Annotated in this window: 14 protein-coding genes; 12 read left to right on the forward strand and 2 right to left on the reverse strand. The window is 56.0% G+C overall.

From position 1 onward, the window contains the following. Positions 1 to 62 precede the first annotated feature (62 nt). Positions 63 to 1,037 carry an MDR family oxidoreductase gene (locus JT31_RS14255; protein WP_038478327.1) on the reverse strand — a complete coding sequence of 325 codons (975 nt, stop codon included), beginning with the start codon at positions 1,035 to 1,037 and terminating at the stop codon, positions 63 to 65. A gap of 207 nt (positions 1,038 to 1,244) precedes the next feature. On the opposite strand from JT31_RS14255, the gene csrD reads away from it, so the two are divergent. From csrD to tldD, 8 genes are all read left to right on the forward strand, one after another. Then, a complete protein-coding gene (gene csrD, locus JT31_RS14260) occupies positions 1,245 to 3,185 on the forward strand; it encodes an RNase E specificity factor CsrD (RefSeq protein ID WP_038478329.1) in 1,941 nt (646 codons plus the stop codon). 306 nt (positions 3,186 to 3,491) lie between these two features. Next, positions 3,492 to 4,535, forward strand: a complete 1,044-nt coding sequence (gene mreB, locus JT31_RS14265; RefSeq protein ID WP_000913396.1) for a rod shape-determining protein MreB — start codon at positions 3,492 to 3,494, stop codon at positions 4,533 to 4,535. Positions 4,536 to 4,599: 64 nt separating this feature from the next. Continuing rightward, positions 4,600 to 5,586 (forward strand): rod shape-determining protein MreC, encoded by a 987-nt coding sequence (mreC, locus tag JT31_RS14270; RefSeq protein ID WP_008454901.1) that lies wholly within the window; start codon positions 4,600 to 4,602, stop codon positions 5,584 to 5,586. Next, complete coding sequence (gene mreD / locus JT31_RS14275; RefSeq protein ID WP_016538424.1) at positions 5,586 to 6,074, forward strand: rod shape-determining protein MreD; 489 nt, start codon at positions 5,586 to 5,588, stop codon at positions 6,072 to 6,074. Before mreC ends, mreD begins: the two co-directional genes overlap by 1 nt. A gap of 9 nt (positions 6,075 to 6,083) precedes the next feature. Further along, positions 6,084 to 6,677, forward strand: a complete 594-nt coding sequence (locus JT31_RS14280) for a Maf family protein (RefSeq protein ID WP_038478338.1) — start codon at positions 6,084 to 6,086, stop codon at positions 6,675 to 6,677. After that, positions 6,667 to 8,136 (forward strand): ribonuclease G, encoded by a 1,470-nt coding sequence (gene rng, locus JT31_RS14285; protein ID WP_038478340.1) that lies wholly within the window; start codon positions 6,667 to 6,669, stop codon positions 8,134 to 8,136. Before JT31_RS14280 ends, rng begins: the two co-directional genes overlap by 11 nt. A gap of 46 nt (positions 8,137 to 8,182) precedes the next feature. Then, on the forward strand, positions 8,183 to 11,995 hold the full coding sequence (yhdP, locus tag JT31_RS14290) for an AsmA2 domain-containing protein YhdP (RefSeq protein WP_038478343.1): 3,813 nt from the start codon (positions 8,183 to 8,185) through the stop codon (positions 11,993 to 11,995). Between the two features lie 86 nt (positions 11,996 to 12,081). Further along, positions 12,082 to 13,527 carry a metalloprotease TldD gene (gene tldD, locus JT31_RS14295; protein ID WP_038478346.1) on the forward strand — a complete coding sequence of 482 codons (1,446 nt, stop codon included), beginning with the start codon at positions 12,082 to 12,084 and terminating at the stop codon, positions 13,525 to 13,527. Between the two features lie 18 nt (positions 13,528 to 13,545). Here the strand turns inward: tldD and aaeR are convergent, their stop codons facing one another. Next, entirely contained in the window at positions 13,546 to 14,481 is a 936-nt protein-coding gene (gene aaeR / locus JT31_RS14300; RefSeq protein WP_038478349.1) for an HTH-type transcriptional activator AaeR, read from the reverse strand. Positions 14,482 to 14,658: 177 nt separating this feature from the next. Here aaeR and aaeX point away from each other — a divergent pair, with 177 nt between their 5' ends. From aaeX to JT31_RS14320, 4 genes are all read left to right on the forward strand, one after another. Next, the gene (aaeX, locus tag JT31_RS14305) at positions 14,659 to 14,862 is read left to right on the forward strand and encodes a p-hydroxybenzoic acid efflux pump operon protein AaeX (RefSeq protein ID WP_008454892.1); all 204 of its coding nucleotides are present in this window, start codon (positions 14,659 to 14,661) and stop codon (positions 14,860 to 14,862) included. Between the two features lie 7 nt (positions 14,863 to 14,869). Continuing rightward, positions 14,870 to 15,802: a p-hydroxybenzoic acid efflux pump subunit AaeA gene (gene aaeA, locus JT31_RS14310; protein ID WP_038478352.1), complete on the forward strand. Its 933-nt coding sequence runs from the start codon at positions 14,870 to 14,872 to the stop codon at positions 15,800 to 15,802. Between the two features lie 10 nt (positions 15,803 to 15,812). Then, positions 15,813 to 17,774 (forward strand): p-hydroxybenzoic acid efflux pump subunit AaeB, encoded by a 1,962-nt coding sequence (aaeB, locus tag JT31_RS14315; protein WP_038478355.1) that lies wholly within the window; start codon positions 15,813 to 15,815, stop codon positions 17,772 to 17,774. A gap of 98 nt (positions 17,775 to 17,872) precedes the next feature. Next, positions 17,873 to 19,327 (forward strand): NAD-dependent succinate-semialdehyde dehydrogenase, encoded by a 1,455-nt coding sequence (locus JT31_RS14320; protein WP_038478358.1) that lies wholly within the window; start codon positions 17,873 to 17,875, stop codon positions 19,325 to 19,327. The last annotated feature ends 29 nt before the right edge of the window (positions 19,328 to 19,356 follow it).

Raw genomic sequence — 19,356 nt, forward strand, 5'->3', positions numbered from 1 at the left:
GGCGAATATGTCACGAAAAATTGAAATTTGAGGAGCGACAGAATGTCACTCCTCAGGCGGTATCAGCGTACTTTTACCAGGGTTCTTCCCTGAATGGCGTTGTTAATGATGTCGCTGGCGTACTTTGGTGCGTCTGCAAGGCCAATTTCGGTGGTCGCCTGCTGATAGAAAGACTCCGGCAGGTCGCGTACCAGGCGTGCCCAGGCGGCGGCACGGCGTTCCGGCGGCGTCATCACCGAATCCACGCCCTGCAGGCGAACGTTACGCAGGATAAACGGCATCACGGTGGTTGGCAGCGCGAAGCCACCGGCTAAACCACAAGCTGCCACGCAACCGCCGTAGTTCATCTGCGCCAGGACTTTCGCCAGCACTTTATCGCCCACGGTATCCACGGCACCGGCCCACAGCTGTTTTTCCAGTGGACGTGTTTCGGCAAACTCGTTGCGGCCCAGAATGCGGTCAGCGCCAAGGCTCTTGAGGTAATCGTGTGTGCTCTCGCGGCCGGACACGGCGGCCACTTTATATCCCAGCTTGTGCAGCAGGGCGACCGCGGTGCTGCCCACTCCGCCGCTTGCGCCGGTCACGACTATTTCACCGCTTTCTGGCGTCACGCCCGAGTCTTCCAGCGCCATAACGCAAAGCATGGCGGTAAAACCGGCGGTACCGATGATCATCGCTTTACGCGCGTCTAAACCTTCCGGTATAGCAACCAGCCAGTCACCGTTGACACGGGCGGCCTGTGCGAGACCACCCCAATGGTTTTCCCCTACGCCCCAGCCGGTAAGTAATACCGCCTGACCAGGCTGGAAGCGAGCGTCTTCGCTGGCGTGGACTTTGCCTGCAAAGTCGATACCCGGCACCATCGGGAAATTACGGATAATTTTGCCTTTGCCGGTGATGGCCAGCGCGTCTTTATAGTTCAGGCTGGAGTAATCAATTTCCACCGTAACGTTGCCTTCAGGCAGCGTGGCGAGCTCAATAGTTTTTACCGCGGCCACGGTTTGGCCTTCGGACTGTTCCAGGATTAATGCCTGCATGGGCGCTCCTCGGTCGGTAGCAATGGGAAAAAAATCTTAGCAGACTATACTCCGATACTGATGTGAAGAGCCGACTTACCGCAATAAATGCTCAGAAATTCCCGAGGGGTTTCGTTTGCCTGGGGTCGACCTTTGCTATTTAATGCTTCCTCCTTTGGGGCCCATGATGAGTGTGGTTAATTTTCACTAACCGGAGTTAACACAAGGATGCGATTAACGACGAAACTCTCAGCTTTTATCACCCTTCTCACCGGGCTTGCGATTATCGTAACGCTGGTGGGGTGCCTGTTAAGCTTCTATAACTCGGTCCATGATAAAACTCAGCAGCGTATCCTGACCGTTGCCACCATTATTGATAATCAGCTGGTTTCACATTCACCCCAGCAGCTCGCGGATCGCTTCAGCGAACTGATGATGCCGGTTGATATTACGGAAATTCGCCTGCTGGCGGATAAAAGCTACCTTTTCCTGCACGCTTTACCCGAGGGCTATCGCCCGACGGGCACGCAATACACCTACCGCACCCTCAATGTTGCCCTGATGAAGCACCCAGGGATGACCCTGCATTTGACCTATCGTGACCCGATTTCCGTCTACTACCACGCGATGTTTACCACTACGCCATTGACTGCGGCGGTCGCTTTTATGCTGGGGGTTCTGTTCATTGCAGGGCGCTGGCTCAAGCGTCAGCTTTCAGGGCAGGAGCTTTTAGAAATAAGGGCCGGGAAAATCATTAGCGGGGAACGTGGGGCTGAGGTTCGCGGCACCGTGCATGAGTGGCCACCGCTGGTGAGCAGCGCGCTGGATACCTTACTTTCAGATTTGCAAAGCGCCGGCGAGCAGCGCAGCCGTGTGGATACCCTGATCAGGGCCTTTGCCGCTCAGGATATTAAAACCGGGCTGAATAATCGCCTGTTCTTTGATAACCAGCTCGCAACGCTGCTGGAAGGCCAGGAGCAGGTCGGCGCCCACGGCGTGGTGATGATTATTCGCCTGCCGGATTTCGAGCTGTTAAAAGAGACCTGGGGCAACGGCCCGGTAGAAGAATATTTATTCACTTTGGTTAATCTGCTCTCAACCTTTGTGATGCGCTATCCCGGCGCTCTGCTGGCTCGCTATTTCCGCAGTGATTTTGCGGTTCTGCTGCCGCACCGTACCCTAAAAGAGGCCGACGGTATCGCCAGCCAGCTGCTGAATTCCGTCGATGCGCTGCCGCCCACCCGTATGGTTGACCGGAGCGATATGCTGCACATCGGCATTTGCGCCTGGCGCAGTGGGCAGACAAAAGAACAGGTGATGGAACATGCGGAAATCGCCACCCGCAATGCCGCTTTCCAGGGGGCAAACAGCTGGTCGGTCTACGATGACAAGCTGCCGGAGCAGGGGCGAGGCAACGTGAAGTGGCGCACCTTGCTTGAGCAAATCCTGAAGCAGGGCGGCCCACGTTTTTACCAGAAACCTGCGGTCGATCGCGACGGTGCCGTTCTTCACCGTGAAATCATGTGCCGTATTTTTGACGGCGAGCAGGAAGTCTTGTCGGCAGAGTATATGCCGATGGTCAGGCAGTTCGGTTTGTCAGAGCAATATGATCGCCAGGTGGTGTCCCGGCTTTTGCCGCTGCTGAACTTCTGGCCGGAAGAAACGCTTGCGATTCAAATCACCGTCGACTCGTTGATCCGTGCCCCATTCCAGCGCTGGCTGCGTGATTCTCTGATGCAGTGCGAAAAATCGAAGCGCTCACGGATTCTTTTTGAACTTGCTGAGGCAGATGTATGTCAACACATCAGCCGTTTACAACATGTTGTTCGCTTAATCACCGCATTAGGGGCAAGGGTGGTGGTTATCCAGGCGGGGTTAACGGTGGTCAGCACAACCTATATTAAAGAGCTGGATGTGGAGTTGATCAAGCTGCATCCTGGTCTGGTCAGAAACATCGGCAAGCGTACTGAAAACCAGCTCTTTGTTAAGAGCCTGGTTGAGGCCTGTAACGGCACGCGAACCCGTGTTTTTGCAACGGGAGTGAGGACCCGAGGCGAATGGCAGACGCTGATTGATAACGGGGTGGCAGGGGCACAAGGTGATTTTATCGCCGCATCTCAGCCGCTTGACAGTAATGTGAAAAAATATTCACAAAGATACTCGGTTTAACCTGCCGTTTGCCATTATTTCACGTAGAATAACGCGCGCTGCATCTTAAGGGGGCTAGTCAGCCTGCCGGCCAGATTGTCGCAGCCGTTATGAACCGGTTTGCTGCTGTTAGCTGTTCGTTTATTCTACCGCGTTTGCTGCATTTCTGAACGCCACGTAGGAAGACGTTTCAAAAGTGTAACAGCCGTAGTGAACTGCACTATTTTTCACCGTTGCAGAACATTTTTGCGCCTTGTCGCTGTAGCGTGTGGTTGGTAAAGTAAGCGGATTTTGTATCCGCCCCAGCTTTCAGGATTATCCCTTAGTATGTTGAAAAAATTTCGTGGCATGTTTTCCAATGACCTGTCCATTGACCTGGGTACTGCGAATACCCTGATTTATGTGAAAGGACAAGGCATCGTACTGAATGAGCCCTCCGTCGTGGCCATTCGCCAGGACCGTGCCGGCTCGCCGAAAAGCGTTGCGGCCGTGGGCCATGATGCTAAACAGATGCTGGGCCGTACGCCGGGCAATATCGCGGCTATTCGTCCGATGAAAGACGGCGTTATCGCTGACTTCTTCGTGACCGAAAAAATGCTGCAGCACTTTATCAAACAGGTTCACAGCAACAGCTTCATGCGCCCAAGCCCGCGCGTGCTGGTGTGCGTGCCGGTAGGGGCTACCCAGGTTGAACGTCGTGCTATCCGTGAGTCCGCTCAGGGCGCCGGTGCACGTGAAGTATTCCTGATTGAAGAACCAATGGCTGCGGCAATTGGCGCAGGCCTGCCGGTTTCTGAAGCAACCGGCTCGATGGTTGTTGATATCGGTGGTGGTACCACCGAAGTGGCCGTTATCTCCCTGAACGGCGTGGTTTACTCCTCTTCCGTGCGCATCGGCGGCGACCGCTTTGATGAAGCCATTATTAATTATGTGCGCCGTAACTACGGTTCTCTGATTGGTGAAGCTACCGCTGAACGCATCAAGCACGAAATCGGTTCTGCCTACCCAGGCGACGAAGTGCGTGAGATCGAAGTTCGCGGTCGTAACCTGGCTGAAGGTGTTCCACGCGGCTTTACCCTGAACTCTAACGAAATCCTCGAAGCACTGCAGGAGCCATTGACCGGTATTGTTAGCGCGGTTATGGTTGCGCTGGAACAGTGTCCGCCAGAGCTGGCTTCCGATATCTCCGAGCGCGGTATGGTACTGACCGGCGGTGGCGCATTGCTGCGTAACCTCGATCGCCTGCTGATGGAAGAGACGGGTATCCCGGTAGTAGTTGCAGAAGATCCACTGACCTGTGTTGCCCGCGGCGGCGGCAAGGCACTGGAAATGATCGACATGCACGGCGGCGACTTGTTTAGCGAAGAGTAACAGCCACAGGACAGGGGGAGCTTTCGGCTGCCCCTGCTTGCTGGTTTGGGAATACGCATAGCCTATGAAGCCAATTTTTAGCCGTGGCCCGTCGCTACAGATTCGCCTTATCCTGGCGGTGCTGGTGGCGCTTGGTGTCATTATCGCCGACAGCCGCCTCGGTATGTTCAGCCAGATTCGAACATACATGGATACTGCCGTCAGTCCTTTCTATTTTGTCTCTAATGGTCCCCGTGAATTACTCGACAGCGTGTCTCAGACGCTGGCCTCGCGCGACCAGCTTGAACTTGAAAATCGGGTTCTGCGTCAGGAGCTAATCCTGAAAAACAGTGAACTGCTGATGCTGGGTCAATACCGGCAGGAAAACGCGCGCCTGCGCGAGCTGCTGGGTTCTCCACTGCGTCAGGATGAGCAGAAAATGGTCACCCAGGTTATCTCTACCGTTAACGACCCTTACAGCGATCAGGTCGTTATCGATAAAGGCAGCGTCAACGGTGTTTACGAAGGCCAGCCGGTCATCAGCGATAAAGGCGTTGTCGGCCAGGTTGTCGCGGTCGCAAAACTGACCAGCCGGGTGCTGCTGATTTGTGATGCAACCCACGCGCTGCCAATTCAGGTGCTGCGTAACGATATTCGCGTGATTGCCGCGGGTAACGGCTGTACTGACGATCTCCAGCTTGAGCATCTGCCGGCCAATACCGACATTCGCGTCGGGGACGTGCTGGTGACTTCCGGGCTCGGTGGCCGCTTCCCTGAAGGTTACCCGGTTGGGGTTGTATCATCGGTTAAGCTGGATACTCAGCGTGCCTATACCGTGATCCAGGCTCGTCCAACCGCCGGTCTGCAGCGTTTGCGTTACCTGCTGCTGCTGTGGGGTGCGGACAAAAACGGGTCGTCGCCAATGCCGCCTGAGGAAGTCCACCGCGTGGCCAATGAGCGCCTGATGCAGATGATGCCTCAGGTTCTGCCGCCGCCGGGTTCAATGGGCCCGCCAGCGCCGGTCCCTGCACCTGCCACCGGCATTACCCAGCCTGCTACGGGAGCACAGTAGTGGGAAGTTATCGTAGCCAGGGCCGTTGGGTTGTCTGGCTTTCATTTTTGATTGCCCTGCTGTTGCAGGTAATGCCCTGGCCGGATGACCTAAAGTTTTACCGGCCGGATTGGGTATTGTTGATTCTGCTTTACTGGATTTTAGCCCTGCCGCACCGCGTTAATGTTGGGACGGGTTTTGTTGTGGGTGCCATACTGGATTTGATCAGCGGCTCCACGCTTGGCGTACGCGCTCTATCATTAAGTATTGTGGCTTACCTGGTGGCGCTGAAATACCAGCTTTTCCGTAACCTCGCCCTTTGGCAGCAGGCGCTGGTCGTCATGCTGCTCTCGTTAGTCACCGACATCATTGTTTTCTGGTCAGAATTTTTAGTGATCAACGTCTCTTTCAGACCGGAAGTGTTCTGGAGTAGTGTAGTTAACGGTATCCTGTGGCCCTGGATTTTCCTGTTAATGCGCAAAGTTCGCCAGCAATTCGCTGTGCAATAAAAGGTAAACATGACTACGTTGTATCTGGCATCCGGTTCGCCTCGCCGTCAGGAGCTTCTGACCCTGATGGGCGTCTCTTTCGAACGCCTGGTTCCAGGCATTGAAGAACAGCGGCAGCCGCACGAAAGCGCGGAGCAGTATGTCCGTCGCCTGGCGCGTGAAAAAGCGCAGGCTGGCGTGGCGCTTGCCGTCAAGGATTTGCCGGTACTGGGTGCAGACACGATAGTTATTTTTAACGGAGAAGTGCTGGAAAAACCGCGGGATACTGAGCATGCCGCTCAGATGCTGCGCCTGCTTTCAGGAAACCAGCATCAGGTGATGACGGCGGTGGCTATCGCCGACGCGAATCAGGTGCTGGAAGCGTTAGTGATAACCGAAGTGACGTTTCGCAGCTTATCCGAACAGGATATTGCCGGCTATATTGCCAGCGGTGAGCCTATGGACAAAGCCGGTGCCTATGGCATTCAAGGGCTTGGTGGCTGTTTCGTTAAAAGGATTAATGGCAGTTATCATGCAGTGGTGGGATTACCGCTGGTGGAAACTGGTGAATTGCTGAGCAATTTTCACGCGCTGCGTGACGGACGAGGAAAAGATGACGGCTGAATTATTAGTCAACGTTACCCCATCAGAGACGCGGGTAGCCTATATTGACGGTGGCATACTGCAAGAGATTCATATCGAGCGCGAAGCGCGCCGCGGAATAGTAGGGAATATCTACAAAGGTCGCGTTAGCCGGGTGCTGCCTGGAATGCAGGCGGCATTTGTAGATATTGGCCTGGACAAGGCGGCTTTCCTTCATGCTTCTGACATTATGCCGCACACCGAGTGCGTAGCCGGTGAGGAGCAAAAGAACTTTAGCGTGCGCGATATCGCCGAACTGGTTCGCCAGGGGCAAGATTTAATGGTGCAGGTGGTGAAAGATCCGCTGGGCACCAAAGGCGCACGCCTGACCACCGACATTACGCTTCCTTCCCGCTATCTTGTCTTTATGCCGGGCGCATCGCACGTTGGCGTTTCCCAGCGCATTGAAAGCGAAGCCGAACGTGACCGCCTGAAGCGCATCGTGAATGAATATTGCGATGAGCATGGGGGCTTTATTATTCGTACGGCCGCAGAAGGCGTCTGCGAAGAAGATTTAGCCTCTGATGCGGCTTACCTGAAGCGAGTCTGGACCAAGGTCAGCGAGCGCAAAAAGCGTAATCAAACCCGCTATCAAATGTACGGCGAGCTGGCCCTGGCGCAGCGAGTACTGCGTGACTTTGCAGATGCGGCGTTGGATCGTATCCGCGTTGATTCCCGCCTGACTTATGAAATGCTGCTGGAATTTACCGCCGAGTACATGCCGGAGATGACCGGTAAAATCGAGCATTACAGCGGCCGGCAGCCCATTTTCGACCTCTATGACGTTGAGAACGAAATCCAGCGTGCCCTTGAGCGCAAGGTGGAGCTGAAGTCCGGCGGTTATCTGGTCATCGATCAGACCGAAGCGATGACCACGGTAGACATCAATACCGGCGCGTTCGTTGGCCACCGCAATCTCGACGACACGATTTTCAATACCAATATCGAAGCCACTCAGGCCATCGCGCGCCAGCTTCGGTTACGTAACCTGGGCGGCATTATCATCATCGATTTTATCGACATGAGTAATGAAGATCACCGCCGTCGCGTGCTGCATTCTCTCGAGCAGGCGTTGAGTAAAGATCGCGTGAAAACCAGCATTAACGGCTTCTCCCAGCTTGGCCTGGTCGAGATGACCCGTAAGCGCACGCGCGAAAGCGTAGAGCATGTGCTCTGCAACGAATGTCCGACCTGCCACGGCCGCGGCACGGTAAAGACGGTCGAAACGGTCTGCTATGAAATTATGCGTGAAATCGTTCGCGTGCATCATGCCTACGATTCTGACCGTTTCCTGGTCTATGCTTCTCCTGCGGTAGGTGAAGCGTTGAAAAGCGAAGAGTCTCACGCGCTGGCCGAAGTAGAAATCTTTGTAGGTAAACAGGTCAAAGTCCAGATTGAGCCGCTCTACAATCAGGAGCAGTTCGACGTCGTTATGATGTAAATGTGCGGATGCGCATTTTGCCCGTAAGGCTGACAAGGAGAGAAAGGTGAGGCGACTGCCCGGCATTCTGCTGCTCACAGGCGTAACGCTGGTTGTTATCGTCGCGCTGCTGGTGAGTGGCCTGCGGCTCGTTTTGCCGCACCTGGATGCCTGGCGGCCTGCGCTGCTGGACAAGATTGAGGCGGCTACCGGCGTGCCGGTTGAGGTCAGCAATTTACGGGCAAGCTGGGAGAACTTCGGCCCTACGCTTGACGTGCGTGATGTTAAAGCCGGGCTCAAAGACGGCGGTACGTTGAGCATCAAACGCGTGACTCTGGCGCTGGATGTCTGGCAAAGCCTGCTTAACTTCCGCTGGCAGTTTCGCGATCTGACCTTCTACCAGCTGCAAATGCGCACCAATACGCCGCTCAGCCAGAACGGCGGTGATAGTACGCTGGAAGCGGATAAAATCAGCGATCTCTTCCTGCGTCAGTTCGATCACTTCGATCTCCGCGACAGCTCCCTTAGCTTTTTGACGCTCTCCGGCCAGCGTGCCGAACTCTCGATTCCTCAGCTAACCTGGCTCAACGGTAAAAACCGGCATCGGGCGGAAGGTCAGGTGAGCTTATCCAGCTTCAACGGCCAGCACGGCGTAGCCAACGTCCGCATGGATCTGCGGGATGAAAACGGCATTCTGAACAACGGCAAGGTCTGGCTGCAGGCTGACGACGTGGACGTGAAGCCCTGGCTGGGCCGCTGGATGGAAGACAATGTTGACCTGAAAAGCGCCCGTTTTAGCCTCGAAGCCTGGATGGACGTGAAGGAAGGCGATATCAGCGGCGGCAGCGTCTGGCTGAAAAAAGGCGGGGCGAGCTGGCCGGGAACCGACAGCGTGACGCATACGCTTTCGGTCGATAATCTTACCGCGCAGGTCAGCCGCGAGAAATCCAGCTGGCAGCTTTCTATTCCTTCCACCAACATTACGCTGGATGACCAGACCTGGCCAAAAGGCTCGCTCTCCGTGGCCTGGATAGCGCCGCAGGACGTGGGGGGTAAACAAAGCCAGCGCAGCGACGAACTCCGGGTGCGTGCCAGCAATATGGAACTGGCCCGCTTCAACGGCCTGTTGCCGATCGCCGCTAAAATCTCGCCTCAGTTTGGCGACATCTGGACTTCGCTTCAGCCCCAGGGCCACATCGACGTGCTGGCGCTGGATATTCCGCTCCAGCAAACCGAGCAGACCCGCATGCAGGCGCGATGGAATGACGTGAGCTGGAAGCAATGGAAGCTGTTGCCTGGGGCGGAACATTTCTCTGGCTCGGTGACCGGCAGCGTCGCAAACGGGCAGCTTAACGGCGTAATGACCGACGCTAAAATGCCGTACGAAACCGTCTTCCGCGCGCCGCTTGAAATTGAAAAAGGGGCAGCCACGCTCGCCTGGCAGAAAAACGCCGAGGGCTTTCAGTTAGACGGCAAGAACATTGACGTTAGGGCTCGCTCCGTTTGGGCTCGCGGCGATTTCCGCTACTTCCAGCCAGCCAGCGGCGATCCGTGGCTGGGAATTTTAGCCGGGATCAGCACCGATAACGGCGCGGACGCCTGGCGTTATTTCCCGGAAAACCTGATGGGTAAAGAGCTGACGGATTACCTCAGCTCGGCGATTCAGGGCGGCCAGGCGGACAACGCCACGCTGGTCTACGGCGGCAACCCACATCTGTTCCCCTACGAGCATAACGAAGGCCAGTTTGAGGTTTACGTTCCGCTCCGCAACGCCAAATTTGCCTTCCAGCCGGACTGGCCGGCGCTGGAAAATCTCGATATCACGCTCGACTTCATCAATAACGGGCTGTGGATGAACAGCAACGAGGTCAAGCTGGGTGGCGTAACGGCCACTAACCTGACGGCGAACATTCCTGATTACGCCAAAGAAAAGCTGCTGATTGATGCCGACATCAACGGGCCTGGCAGCGCGGTAGGTCCTTATTTCAAAGAGACGCCGTTGGAGGATTCACTTGCCGCCGCGCTCGATGAACTCCAGATTGGCGGCGATGTGAATGCTCGCTTACATCTCGATATCCCGCTGACCGGCGAAATGACGACGGCGAAAGGCGACGTTCGACTGAACAACAACACGCTGCTTATCAAACCGCTGGACAGTACGCTGCATAATCTGAGCGGTAAATTCAGCTTTACCAACGGTGACCTGCAGAGTGAGGCGATGAGCGCCAGCTGGTTTAATCAGCCGGTAAGCCTGAACTTCAACACCAAAACCGGTGATAAAGACTACCAGATTGGCGTTAACCTGAGCGGCGACTGGCAGCCCAATAAAACCGGCGTTCTGCCGAAGCAGGTCAACGACGCGGTTAGCGGTAACGTGATGTGGAAAGGCGATGTGGGAATTACGCTGCCTTATCACGGCAGCGCCAGCTACAAGGTCAATCTGGCGGGTGATCTGAAGAATGTGAGCAGTCACTTACCTGCTCCTGTCGATAAAAAAGCCGGGACAGCTCTGCCGCTGAATATTGCCGTTAAGGGTGACCTGAAGAGCTTTAATCTCACCGGTAATGCGGGCGCGCTAAATCACTTCTCCAGCCGCTGGCTGCTAAATAAAAAGCTAACCCTGGACCGGGCCATTTGGGCTACCGACAGTAAAACCGTGCCTCCGCTTCCGGAGCAGCCGGGCGTTGAGCTGGATCTGCCCGCGATGGATGGCGCCCAGTGGCTGGCGCTCTTCAGCGAAGGGGCTGCAGACAGCGTAGGCGGTTCGGCGGCATTCCCGTCGGCCGTTACTCTGCGCACGCCAGCCTTAACCCTGGGGGGCCAGCAGTGGCATAACCTGAGCCTGGTTTCTCGCCCGGTGCTGAACGGCACTCAGGTGGAGGCTCAGGGGCGTGAAATTAATGCCTCACTGAGCATGAAAAACAACGCGCCGTGGCTCGCCACCATCAAATACCTTTACTTCAACCCGAACTGGAGCGTAATCCCTGGTGGTGCTAACGGTACGGCCCCGCTTCAGGTACCGGAAAACGGCGATGCAATTAGCTTCCGGGGCTGGCCAGACATGCAGCTGCGCTGCGCTGAGTGCTGGCTGTGGGGGCAAAAATATGGCCGCATAGAAGGGGATGTGAAGATCAACGGCGATACGCTGCAGCTGGCTAACGGGCTGGTGGATACCGGGTTTGCCCGCCTGACCGCCGACGGCGAGTGGGTGAATAAGCCGGGCACCGAGCGCACCTCGCTTAAGGGCAAGCTGAAGGGTGACAAGCTGGACGCTGCGGCCAACTTCTTTGGCGTGAAAACACCGCTGCAGGGCTCTTCTTTCGACGTTGATTACGACCTGCACTGGCGAGCGGTGCCGTGGAAACCTGATGAGGCTTCGCTTAACGGCATTCTGCATACCAGGCTGGGTAAAGGCGAGATCACCGACGTCAGCACCGGCCATGCGGGCCAGCTCCTGCGGCTGGTCAGTTTTGACGCCTTGCTTCGCAAGCTGCGCTTCGACTTTAGCGACACCTTTGGCAGCGGCTTCTATTACGACTCTATTCGCAGCACGGCCTGGATAAAAGACGGCGTATTGCATACTGACGATACGCTGGTGGATGGGTTAGAGGCGGATATAGCCATGAAAGGCTCGGTGGATTTAGTCCGCCGCGAGCTGAATATGGAGGCGGTAGTTGCGCCTGAAATCTCCGCCACCGTCGGGGTTGCCGCCGCCTTTGCCGTTAACCCTATAGTCGGTGCCGCCGTGTTTGCGGCCAGTAAAGTGCTTGGCCCGCTGTGGAGCAAAATTTCCGTCCTGCGCTACAGCATCACCGGCCCGGTCGACAAACCGCAAATTAATGAAGTGCTGCGCCAGCCACGTACCAGTGAAGCTCACTGATTTGACGTTAGCGGTTAATTGCCGCAAGCTCCATTAATAAACCATTCCTCGCCCAATGGGCGATAAGCAATAAGAGTAGCGAAACGATGAGTCTTAACCTGGTAAGTGAGCAGTTGCTGTCTGCGAATGGCTTAACCCATCAAGATCTGTTTTCCATCCTCGGCCAGCTGTCCGAGCGCCGCCTCGACTACGGCGATCTCTATTTCCAGTCCAGCTATCATGAATCCTGGGTGCTGGAAGACCGCATCATTAAAGACGGTTCATGGAATATCGATCAGGGCGTTGGCGTTCGTGCGGTTAGCGGCGAGAAAACCGGGTTTGCCTACGCGGATCAAATTACTTTGCTGGCGCTGGAGCAGAGCGCTCATGCGGCTCGCAGCATCGTACGCGAGCAGGGCGATGGGCGTGCCCGCACGCTGGGTAACGTGCCGCACAGCGCGCTTTATACCAGCGCCGATCCGCTGCTCAGCATGACGCGTGAAGAGAAGCTCGACATCCTGAGACGCGTGGACAGCGTCGCGCGCGCAGCAGACGCTCGCGTGCAGGAAGTGAGCGCCAGCCTGACGGGCGTTTATGAGCTGATTCTGGTGGCGGCTACGGACGGAACGCTGGCGGCGGATGTTCGCCCGCTCGTGCGCCTGTCTGTTAGCGTTCAGGTTGAAGAAGACGGCAAGCGCGAGCGCGGCGCAAGCGGCGGCGGCGGTCGTTTTGGCTATGAATATTTCCTGGAAAGCGTGAACGGTGAAGTTCGCGCTGATGCCTGGGCTAAAGAAGCTGTACGCATGGCAATGGTTAACCTGTCGGCCGTGGCGGCTCCTGCCGGCATGCTGCCGGTGGTGCTGGGCGCAGGCTGGCCTGGCGTCCTGCTGCACGAAGCGGTCGGTCACGGCCTGGAAGGCGACTTTAACCGCCGTGGCACCTCGGTCTTCAGCGGCCAGATGGGCCAACTGGTGGCTTCAGAACTGTGTACCGTGGTGGATGACGGCACGATGGCTAATCGCCGTGGTTCCGTTTCCATTGATGACGAAGGCGTGCCGGGGCAGTACAACGTGCTGATCGAAAACGGCATTCTTAAAGGTTATATGCAGGACAAGCTGAACGCTCGGCTGATGGGCGTTGCGCCGACAGGCAACGGTCGCCGCGAGTCTTATGCACACCTGCCTATGCCGCGTATGACCAATACCTACATGCTGGCGGGTAAATCTACCCCGCAGGAGATTATCGAGTCCGTGGACTACGGTATTTTTGCGCCAAACTTCGGCGGCGGCCAGGTCGATATCACCTCCGGCAAGTTTGTGTTCTCCACCTCCGAAGCCTACCTGATTGAAAAAGGGAAGGTCACGAAGGCGGTGAAAGGCGCCACGCTGATTGGCTCCGGCATTGAAACCATGCAGCAGATCTCGATGGTCGGTAACGATCTGGCGCTGGATAACGGCGTCGGCGTCTGCGGTAAAGAAGGGCAAAGCCTGCCGGTTGGCGTCGGCCAGCCAACCCTGAAGGTCGATAACCTGACCGTGGGCGGTACCGCTTAAGTTCATCTGACAGCCGGGCTAGCCCCGGCTGTTTTCATTTCTCGCCCGCACGCCCTGAAAAAGCTGCGTCACCCGCACGAAATAATCCGTCAGATAGTTAATGCAGACCTCCACCTTCAGCGGCAGTTTGTCCTTCTCGGTATACAGTGCGTAAACCGGGCGTGGATCGGACTGATAGCGAGGGAACAGGATCTCCAACTCTCCGCTGTTGATCTCGTCGATCACCCACATCAGCGGCGCAAACCCGACTCCGGCACCGGCCTTAAGCCAGCGGCTTAACGTCATCGGATCGTTGGTGACAAAGCGACCATGCGGGATAACCTTGGTGGAAATCCCTTCCGGCGCGATAAGCTCAAACTCATTGTGCGGACGTACGCTGTATTCGAGCCAGGAATGGTTCGCCAGATCGGCGGGCTTTTCCGGCGTACCGTGAAGCTGCAGATAGTTTTTCGAGGCGCAAACCACCATCGGCATCGAACCCAGTTTGCGTGAAAACAGGCTGGAATCCTGCAGAGCACCTACGCGAATCACCAGGTCCAGGCCGTCGGCAATCAGGTCGGGAAAGGGAATACCCGTCACCAGATTTACGGTCAGGCCCGGGTACTCTCTCAGCATTTCGGTCGTCATGTCGGCGAGGACATTCTGTGCCATAGTTGAAGAGCTACCGATGCGCAGCGTGCCAATTGGCGTGTTGTTAAAGGCGTAGAGCTGCTCGTGGACTTCCTGCGCCTCGTGCAGCATTTTGCGGCAGCCCTGATAATAGATTTTGCCCGCTTCGGTCAGGCCGATGCTGCGGGTGCTGCGGTTGAGCAGTTTCACCTGCAGCTCATCTTCCAGTTTGGACACGATCTGGCTGATGGAAGAGACGCTCATTTGTAGCTGCCTTGCGGCGGCGGTGTAGGAGCCAAGTTCAACCACTTTGGCAAACACCGACATGCGTTTAAGTCGTTCCATTGTTCACTCTGAGTGAAAAGTGATTTAGATCACATATTATAGATAACAGGGTAACAGTTACGTTAATATATTATTATTAACATAACTCATACCGCACGCTCGCCCGCCTTTTCTGGCCTTTCCGTCGCGGTTTATCGTCGAGTTATGTATCGCCTGCATTATCTTATCAAGGTCAAAATGAGTCTATTTCCGGTAATCGTAATATTCGGTCTTTCGTTTCCGCCGATATTCTTCGAGTTAATTCTGTCGCTCGCCGCGTTCTGGCTGGCGCGTCGGCTGCTGACCCCAACCGGCATCTATGATTTTGTCTGGCACCCTGCATTATTCAATACAGCGCTCTATTGCTGCCTTTTTTATCTGATTTCGCGTTTGTTCGTTTGAGGTTGATGTGAAAATACTAACAAGAAACATAACCCGTACCGCTATCACGCTTCTGCTGGTGCTGCTGGCCTTCATCGCTATTTTCCGGGCGTGGGTGTTTTATACCGAATCCCCGTGGACGCGTGACGCGCGTTTCACCGCTGACGTCGTCGCAATCGCGCCGGACGTGTCCGGACTTATCACTACCGTTGACGTTCATGACAACCAATTGGTGAAAAAAGACCAGGTGCTGTTTACCATCGACCAGCCTCGCTATCAAAAAGCGCTCGAACAGGCCGAAGCCGATGTGGCCTATTATCAGGCGCTGGCATCAGAGAAACGCCGTGAAGCCGGCAGGCGTAATACGCTTGGTATTCAGGCGATGTCGCGCGAAGAGATTGACCAGTCGAACAACCTGCTGCAAACCGTGTTGCACCAGCTGGATAAAGCGCAGGCGACGCGTGACCTGGCCAAACTCGATCTGCAGCGCACGGTTATTCGTGCCCCGGCTGACGGCTGGGTGACTAACCTTAACGTGCATACCGGCGAGTTTATTAATCGTGGCGCGACGTCCGTGGCGCTGGTGAAACAGAATTCATTCTACATCCTTGCCTACATGGAAGAGACCAAGCTTGAGGGGATTCGCCCGGGCTATCGCGTGCAGATTACTCCGCTTGGCAGCAACCGCGTGCTGCGCGGCAGCGTTGACAGCATTTCTGCCGGGGTGACTAACGCCAGCAGTACCAGCGATGCAAAAGGCATGGCGACGGTTGATTCTAACCTCGAGTGGGTTCGTCTTGCTCAGCGCGTGCCGGTCAGGATTCGCCTCGATGAACAGATGGGGAATTTGTATCCTGCCGGGACTACCGCGACCGTTGTAGTCACCGGTGAAAAAGACCGTAAAGCGGAAAATGACTCGGCGTTTATCAAGCTGATGCATCGCCTGCGCGAGTTCGGTTAAGCAGGCCGCTATGTATAACATTTCCAGGCTTCACCTCCGCTTTGCGATAAAGCTCGCCTTTGCCATCGTGCTGGCGGTGTTTGTCGGCTTCCATTTTGAGCTGGAAACACCGCGTTGGGCGGTGCTGACCGCCGCCATTGTTGCAGCCGGGCCCGCCTTTGCCGCCGGCGGGGAGCCCTATTCCGGGGCGATACGCTACCGCGGGATGCTGCGTATTATCGGGACGTTTATCGGCTGTGCTGCCGCGCTGGTTATCATCATTACCCTGATCCGTGCGCCGGTCGTTATGCTGCTGGTGTGCTGTATCTGGGCCGGATTCTGCACCTGGATCTCTTCGCTTGTTCGCGTCGAAAACTCTTACGCCTGGGGGCTCGCTGGCTACACCGCGCTGATAATCGTAGTCACTATCCAGGTTGCTCCGCTGACTACGCCGCAGTTTGCCGTTGAGCGCTGCAGCGAAATCGTCATCGGGATTGTCTGTGCCATCGTCGCTGACCTGCTGTTCTCGCCGCGCTCGATCAAGCAGGAGATAGACCGGGAGCTGGACAACCTGCTGGTGGATCAGTACCGCCTGATGCAGCTTTGTATTGCCCACGGAGAGAAAGAAGAGGTCGATAAAGCCTGGAGCGGGCTGGTGCGTAAGGTGACCGCGCTCAACGGAATGCGCGCCAACCTGAATATGGAGTCTGCCCGCTGGTCGAAGGCCAATCGCCGCCTGAAAGCGATTAATACGCTTTCGCTGACGATGATCACTCAGGCTTGTGAAACGTTCCTCATTCAGAACACCCGACCGGAATACGTCACGCCGGAATTTCGACAGCTTTTCGCCGCCGAAGTGGAAACCGCCGACGACGTTTATAAGCGCATGAAGGTGTTGCGCAGGGCGATTTCCGTGATGGGGGAAAAGGCCACGCCGGTTACCATTGGCTCCTGGGTTTCGGCCTCTACCCGTTTTCTGCTGCTGAAGCGAGGCTTTATCAGTAATACCCGGGTCAGCGCGATTGAAGAGGAAGTGCTGAACGGCGAGGCTGTGGTGAAGGTAGAATCCGCCGAAGGCCACCACGCGATGATTAACTTCTGGCGTACGACGATTTCGTGCGTGCTCGGAAGTCTGTTCTGGCTGTGGACCGGCTGGACGTCCGGCAGCGGCGCCATGGTGATGATTGCGGTGGTTACCGCGCTGGCGATGCGCCTGCCTAACCCGCGGATGGTTTCGCTCGACTTCCTTTACGGCATGCTGGTGGCGCTGCCGCTGGGGGCGTTTTACTTCCTGGTTATTCTGCCGTCGACTCAGCAAAGTATGCTGTTGCTGTGCGTCAGCCTTGCCCTGCTCGGCTTCTTCATTGGGATTGAGGTACAAAAACGGCGATTGGGTTCAATGGGGGCGTTGGCCGGGACAATCAACATCATCGTGCTGGATAACCCGATGACTTTCCATTTCAGTACATTCCTGGACAGCGCGCTGGGGCAGATCGTCGGCTGCTTCCTGGCGATGATGGTGATCCTGCTGATCCGCGATAATTCCAAAGAGCGAACCGGCCGTACGCTGCTGAATCAGTTTGTCTCTGCTGCCGTTTCGGCGCTGACGACCAATAACGCTCGCCGCAAAGAGAACCATCTGCCCGCGCTGTATCAGCAGCTGTTTTTACTGCTGAATATGTTCCCCGGCGACATCGATCGTTATCGCCTGGCGCTGACCCTGATAATCGCTCATCAGCGCCTGCGGGATGCGCCTATCCCGGTGAATGACGATCTTTCTGCCTTCCACCGACAGCTGCGTAAAACGGCTGATAAAGTTATTTCTGCTAACAGCGATGATAAGCGAGAGCTCTATTACCAAAGGCTTTTAGGCGAGCTTGAAATCTATCAAGAGAAGCTTCGTCTGTGGGAAGCTCCGCTGCAGGTCACCGAGCCGGTGAAGCGGCTGGCGGACATTTTGCACCGCTATCGGCACACGCTAATTAACGCCTGAGCCCAACCCTTGCACTGAGAGCCGACGCCTGCGTCGGCTTTTTTCTATCTATACTTAACTGCGGTTACTGGGATGAACACTTAACAACAGGAGAAATTATGACGAATGAACCCCTCCAGCAAAGTGAGCTCTTCAAAACCGGATATCTGGTAGACGGCAAGTGGCACACGCTCGGTGAAACCTTTGATGTGCTGAATCCTGCGACGGGAGAAGTGGTGGCTAAAGTGGCGAAGGCAGGCAAGCACGAAGCCGAAGCCGCGATTGCTGCCGCCAGTAAAGCGTTCCCCGCCTGGCGGGAGAAAACCGCCAAACAGCGCTCTGAAATCCTCTATCGCTGGTTTGAACTCATTCTGAAAAACAAAAGCTGGCTCGCCCGGCTGATGACTCTTGAGCAGGGAAAGCCGCTCAAAGAGGCCGAAGGTGAAGTCGACTATGCGGCAAGCTTCATTCAGTGGTTTGCTGAACAGGCCAAACGTGCGAACGGTGAAGTTATTCCTCCGGCCAGGTCTGGCTCTCGCATCCTGGCCACGCGCGAACCTGTCGGCGTTGTGGCGGCGATCACGCCGTGGAATTTCCCCATGGCTATGCTGACCCGCAAGCTCGGACCCGCTCTGGCCGCGGGCTGTACCGGAGTGATAAAACCTGCCAATAACACGCCTCTTTCCGCCTTTGCGCTGCTGGAGCTGGCAACGCAGGCAGGCGTGCCGAAAGGTGTACTTAACGCGGTGGCAGGGAACACGCAGGAAATCAGTGATGCCATTATGGCCAGCCAGCAGGTGCGCAAAATCTCCTTCACAGGTTCAACGGCGGTGGGCAAAACGCTGATGCGTAACGCTGCGGAAACAATGAAGAAAGTGTCGATGGAGCTGGGGGGCAATGCGCCTTATATCGTGTTTGATGATGCCGATATCGACGCGGCGGTGAAGGGAGCCATTGCCAACAAGTTCCGCAATGCGGGCCAGGTCTGCGTCAGCGTCAACCGCTTCTTTATCCAGCAGGGCGTGTACGATAGCTTTGTGAATAAGCTTGCGGAAGAGGTCAAAAAACTGAAGGTGGGCAATGGCCTGGAAGACGGCGTTGTCGTGGGGCCGCTGATTGAGTCGTCCGCGGTAGATAAGGTGCGTGAACACGTGGAGGACGCGCTGGCCAAAGGCGGTAAGGCGCTTGTCGGTGGCAAACCTCACCAGCTCGGCGGCAACTTCTGGCAGCCTACGGTCATCATCGACGCTAATGACGAGATGAAGCTGGCTAAGGAAGAGACGTTTGGCCCGCTGGCGGCCTGCTTTAGCTTTAAAACGGAAGAGGAAGTTATCGAGCGGGCGAACAATACGCCCTTTGGGCTTGCGGCTTATTTCTACACCCAGAACTTACAGCGCGTATTCCGCGTCTCACAGGCGCTGGAAAGCGGCATGGTTGGGATAAATGAATGCGCCGTCTCAACGGAGCTTGGGCCATTCGGCGGGGTGAAAGAGTCCGGGTTAGGGCGTGAAGGTTCCGTGCTGGGGCTGGAAGAGTTCCTGGAAGTGAAAACGTTACACATTGGCGGGCTTTAGCCCCACCGCTTGCTTTAAAGGGTCAGGAC

This window comes from Cedecea neteri, assembly GCF_000757825.1.
Lineage (GTDB): Bacteria > Pseudomonadota > Gammaproteobacteria > Enterobacterales > Enterobacteriaceae > Cedecea > Cedecea selenatireducens.

Coding starts and splice junctions, on each gene's coding strand:
- JT31_RS14255 (WP_038478327.1), bottom strand. CDS start 1,037: ATGCAGGCATTAATCCTGGAACAGTCCGAAGGCCAAACCGTGGCCGCG.
- csrD (WP_038478329.1), top strand. CDS start 1,245: ATGCGATTAACGACGAAACTCTCAGCTTTTATCACCCTTCTCACCGGG.
- mreB (WP_000913396.1), top strand. CDS start 3,492: ATGTTGAAAAAATTTCGTGGCATGTTTTCCAATGACCTGTCCATTGAC.
- mreC (WP_008454901.1), top strand. CDS start 4,600: ATGAAGCCAATTTTTAGCCGTGGCCCGTCGCTACAGATTCGCCTTATC.
- JT31_RS14280 (WP_038478338.1), top strand. CDS start 6,084: ATGACTACGTTGTATCTGGCATCCGGTTCGCCTCGCCGTCAGGAGCTT.
- rng (WP_038478340.1), top strand. CDS start 6,667: ATGACGGCTGAATTATTAGTCAACGTTACCCCATCAGAGACGCGGGTA.
- tldD (WP_038478346.1), top strand. CDS start 12,082: ATGAGTCTTAACCTGGTAAGTGAGCAGTTGCTGTCTGCGAATGGCTTA.
- aaeR (WP_038478349.1), bottom strand. CDS start 14,481: ATGGAACGACTTAAACGCATGTCGGTGTTTGCCAAAGTGGTTGAACTT.
- aaeX (WP_008454892.1), top strand. CDS start 14,659: ATGAGTCTATTTCCGGTAATCGTAATATTCGGTCTTTCGTTTCCGCCG.
- aaeB (WP_038478355.1), top strand. CDS start 15,813: ATGTATAACATTTCCAGGCTTCACCTCCGCTTTGCGATAAAGCTCGCC.
- JT31_RS14320 (WP_038478358.1), top strand. CDS start 17,873: ATGACGAATGAACCCCTCCAGCAAAGTGAGCTCTTCAAAACCGGATAT.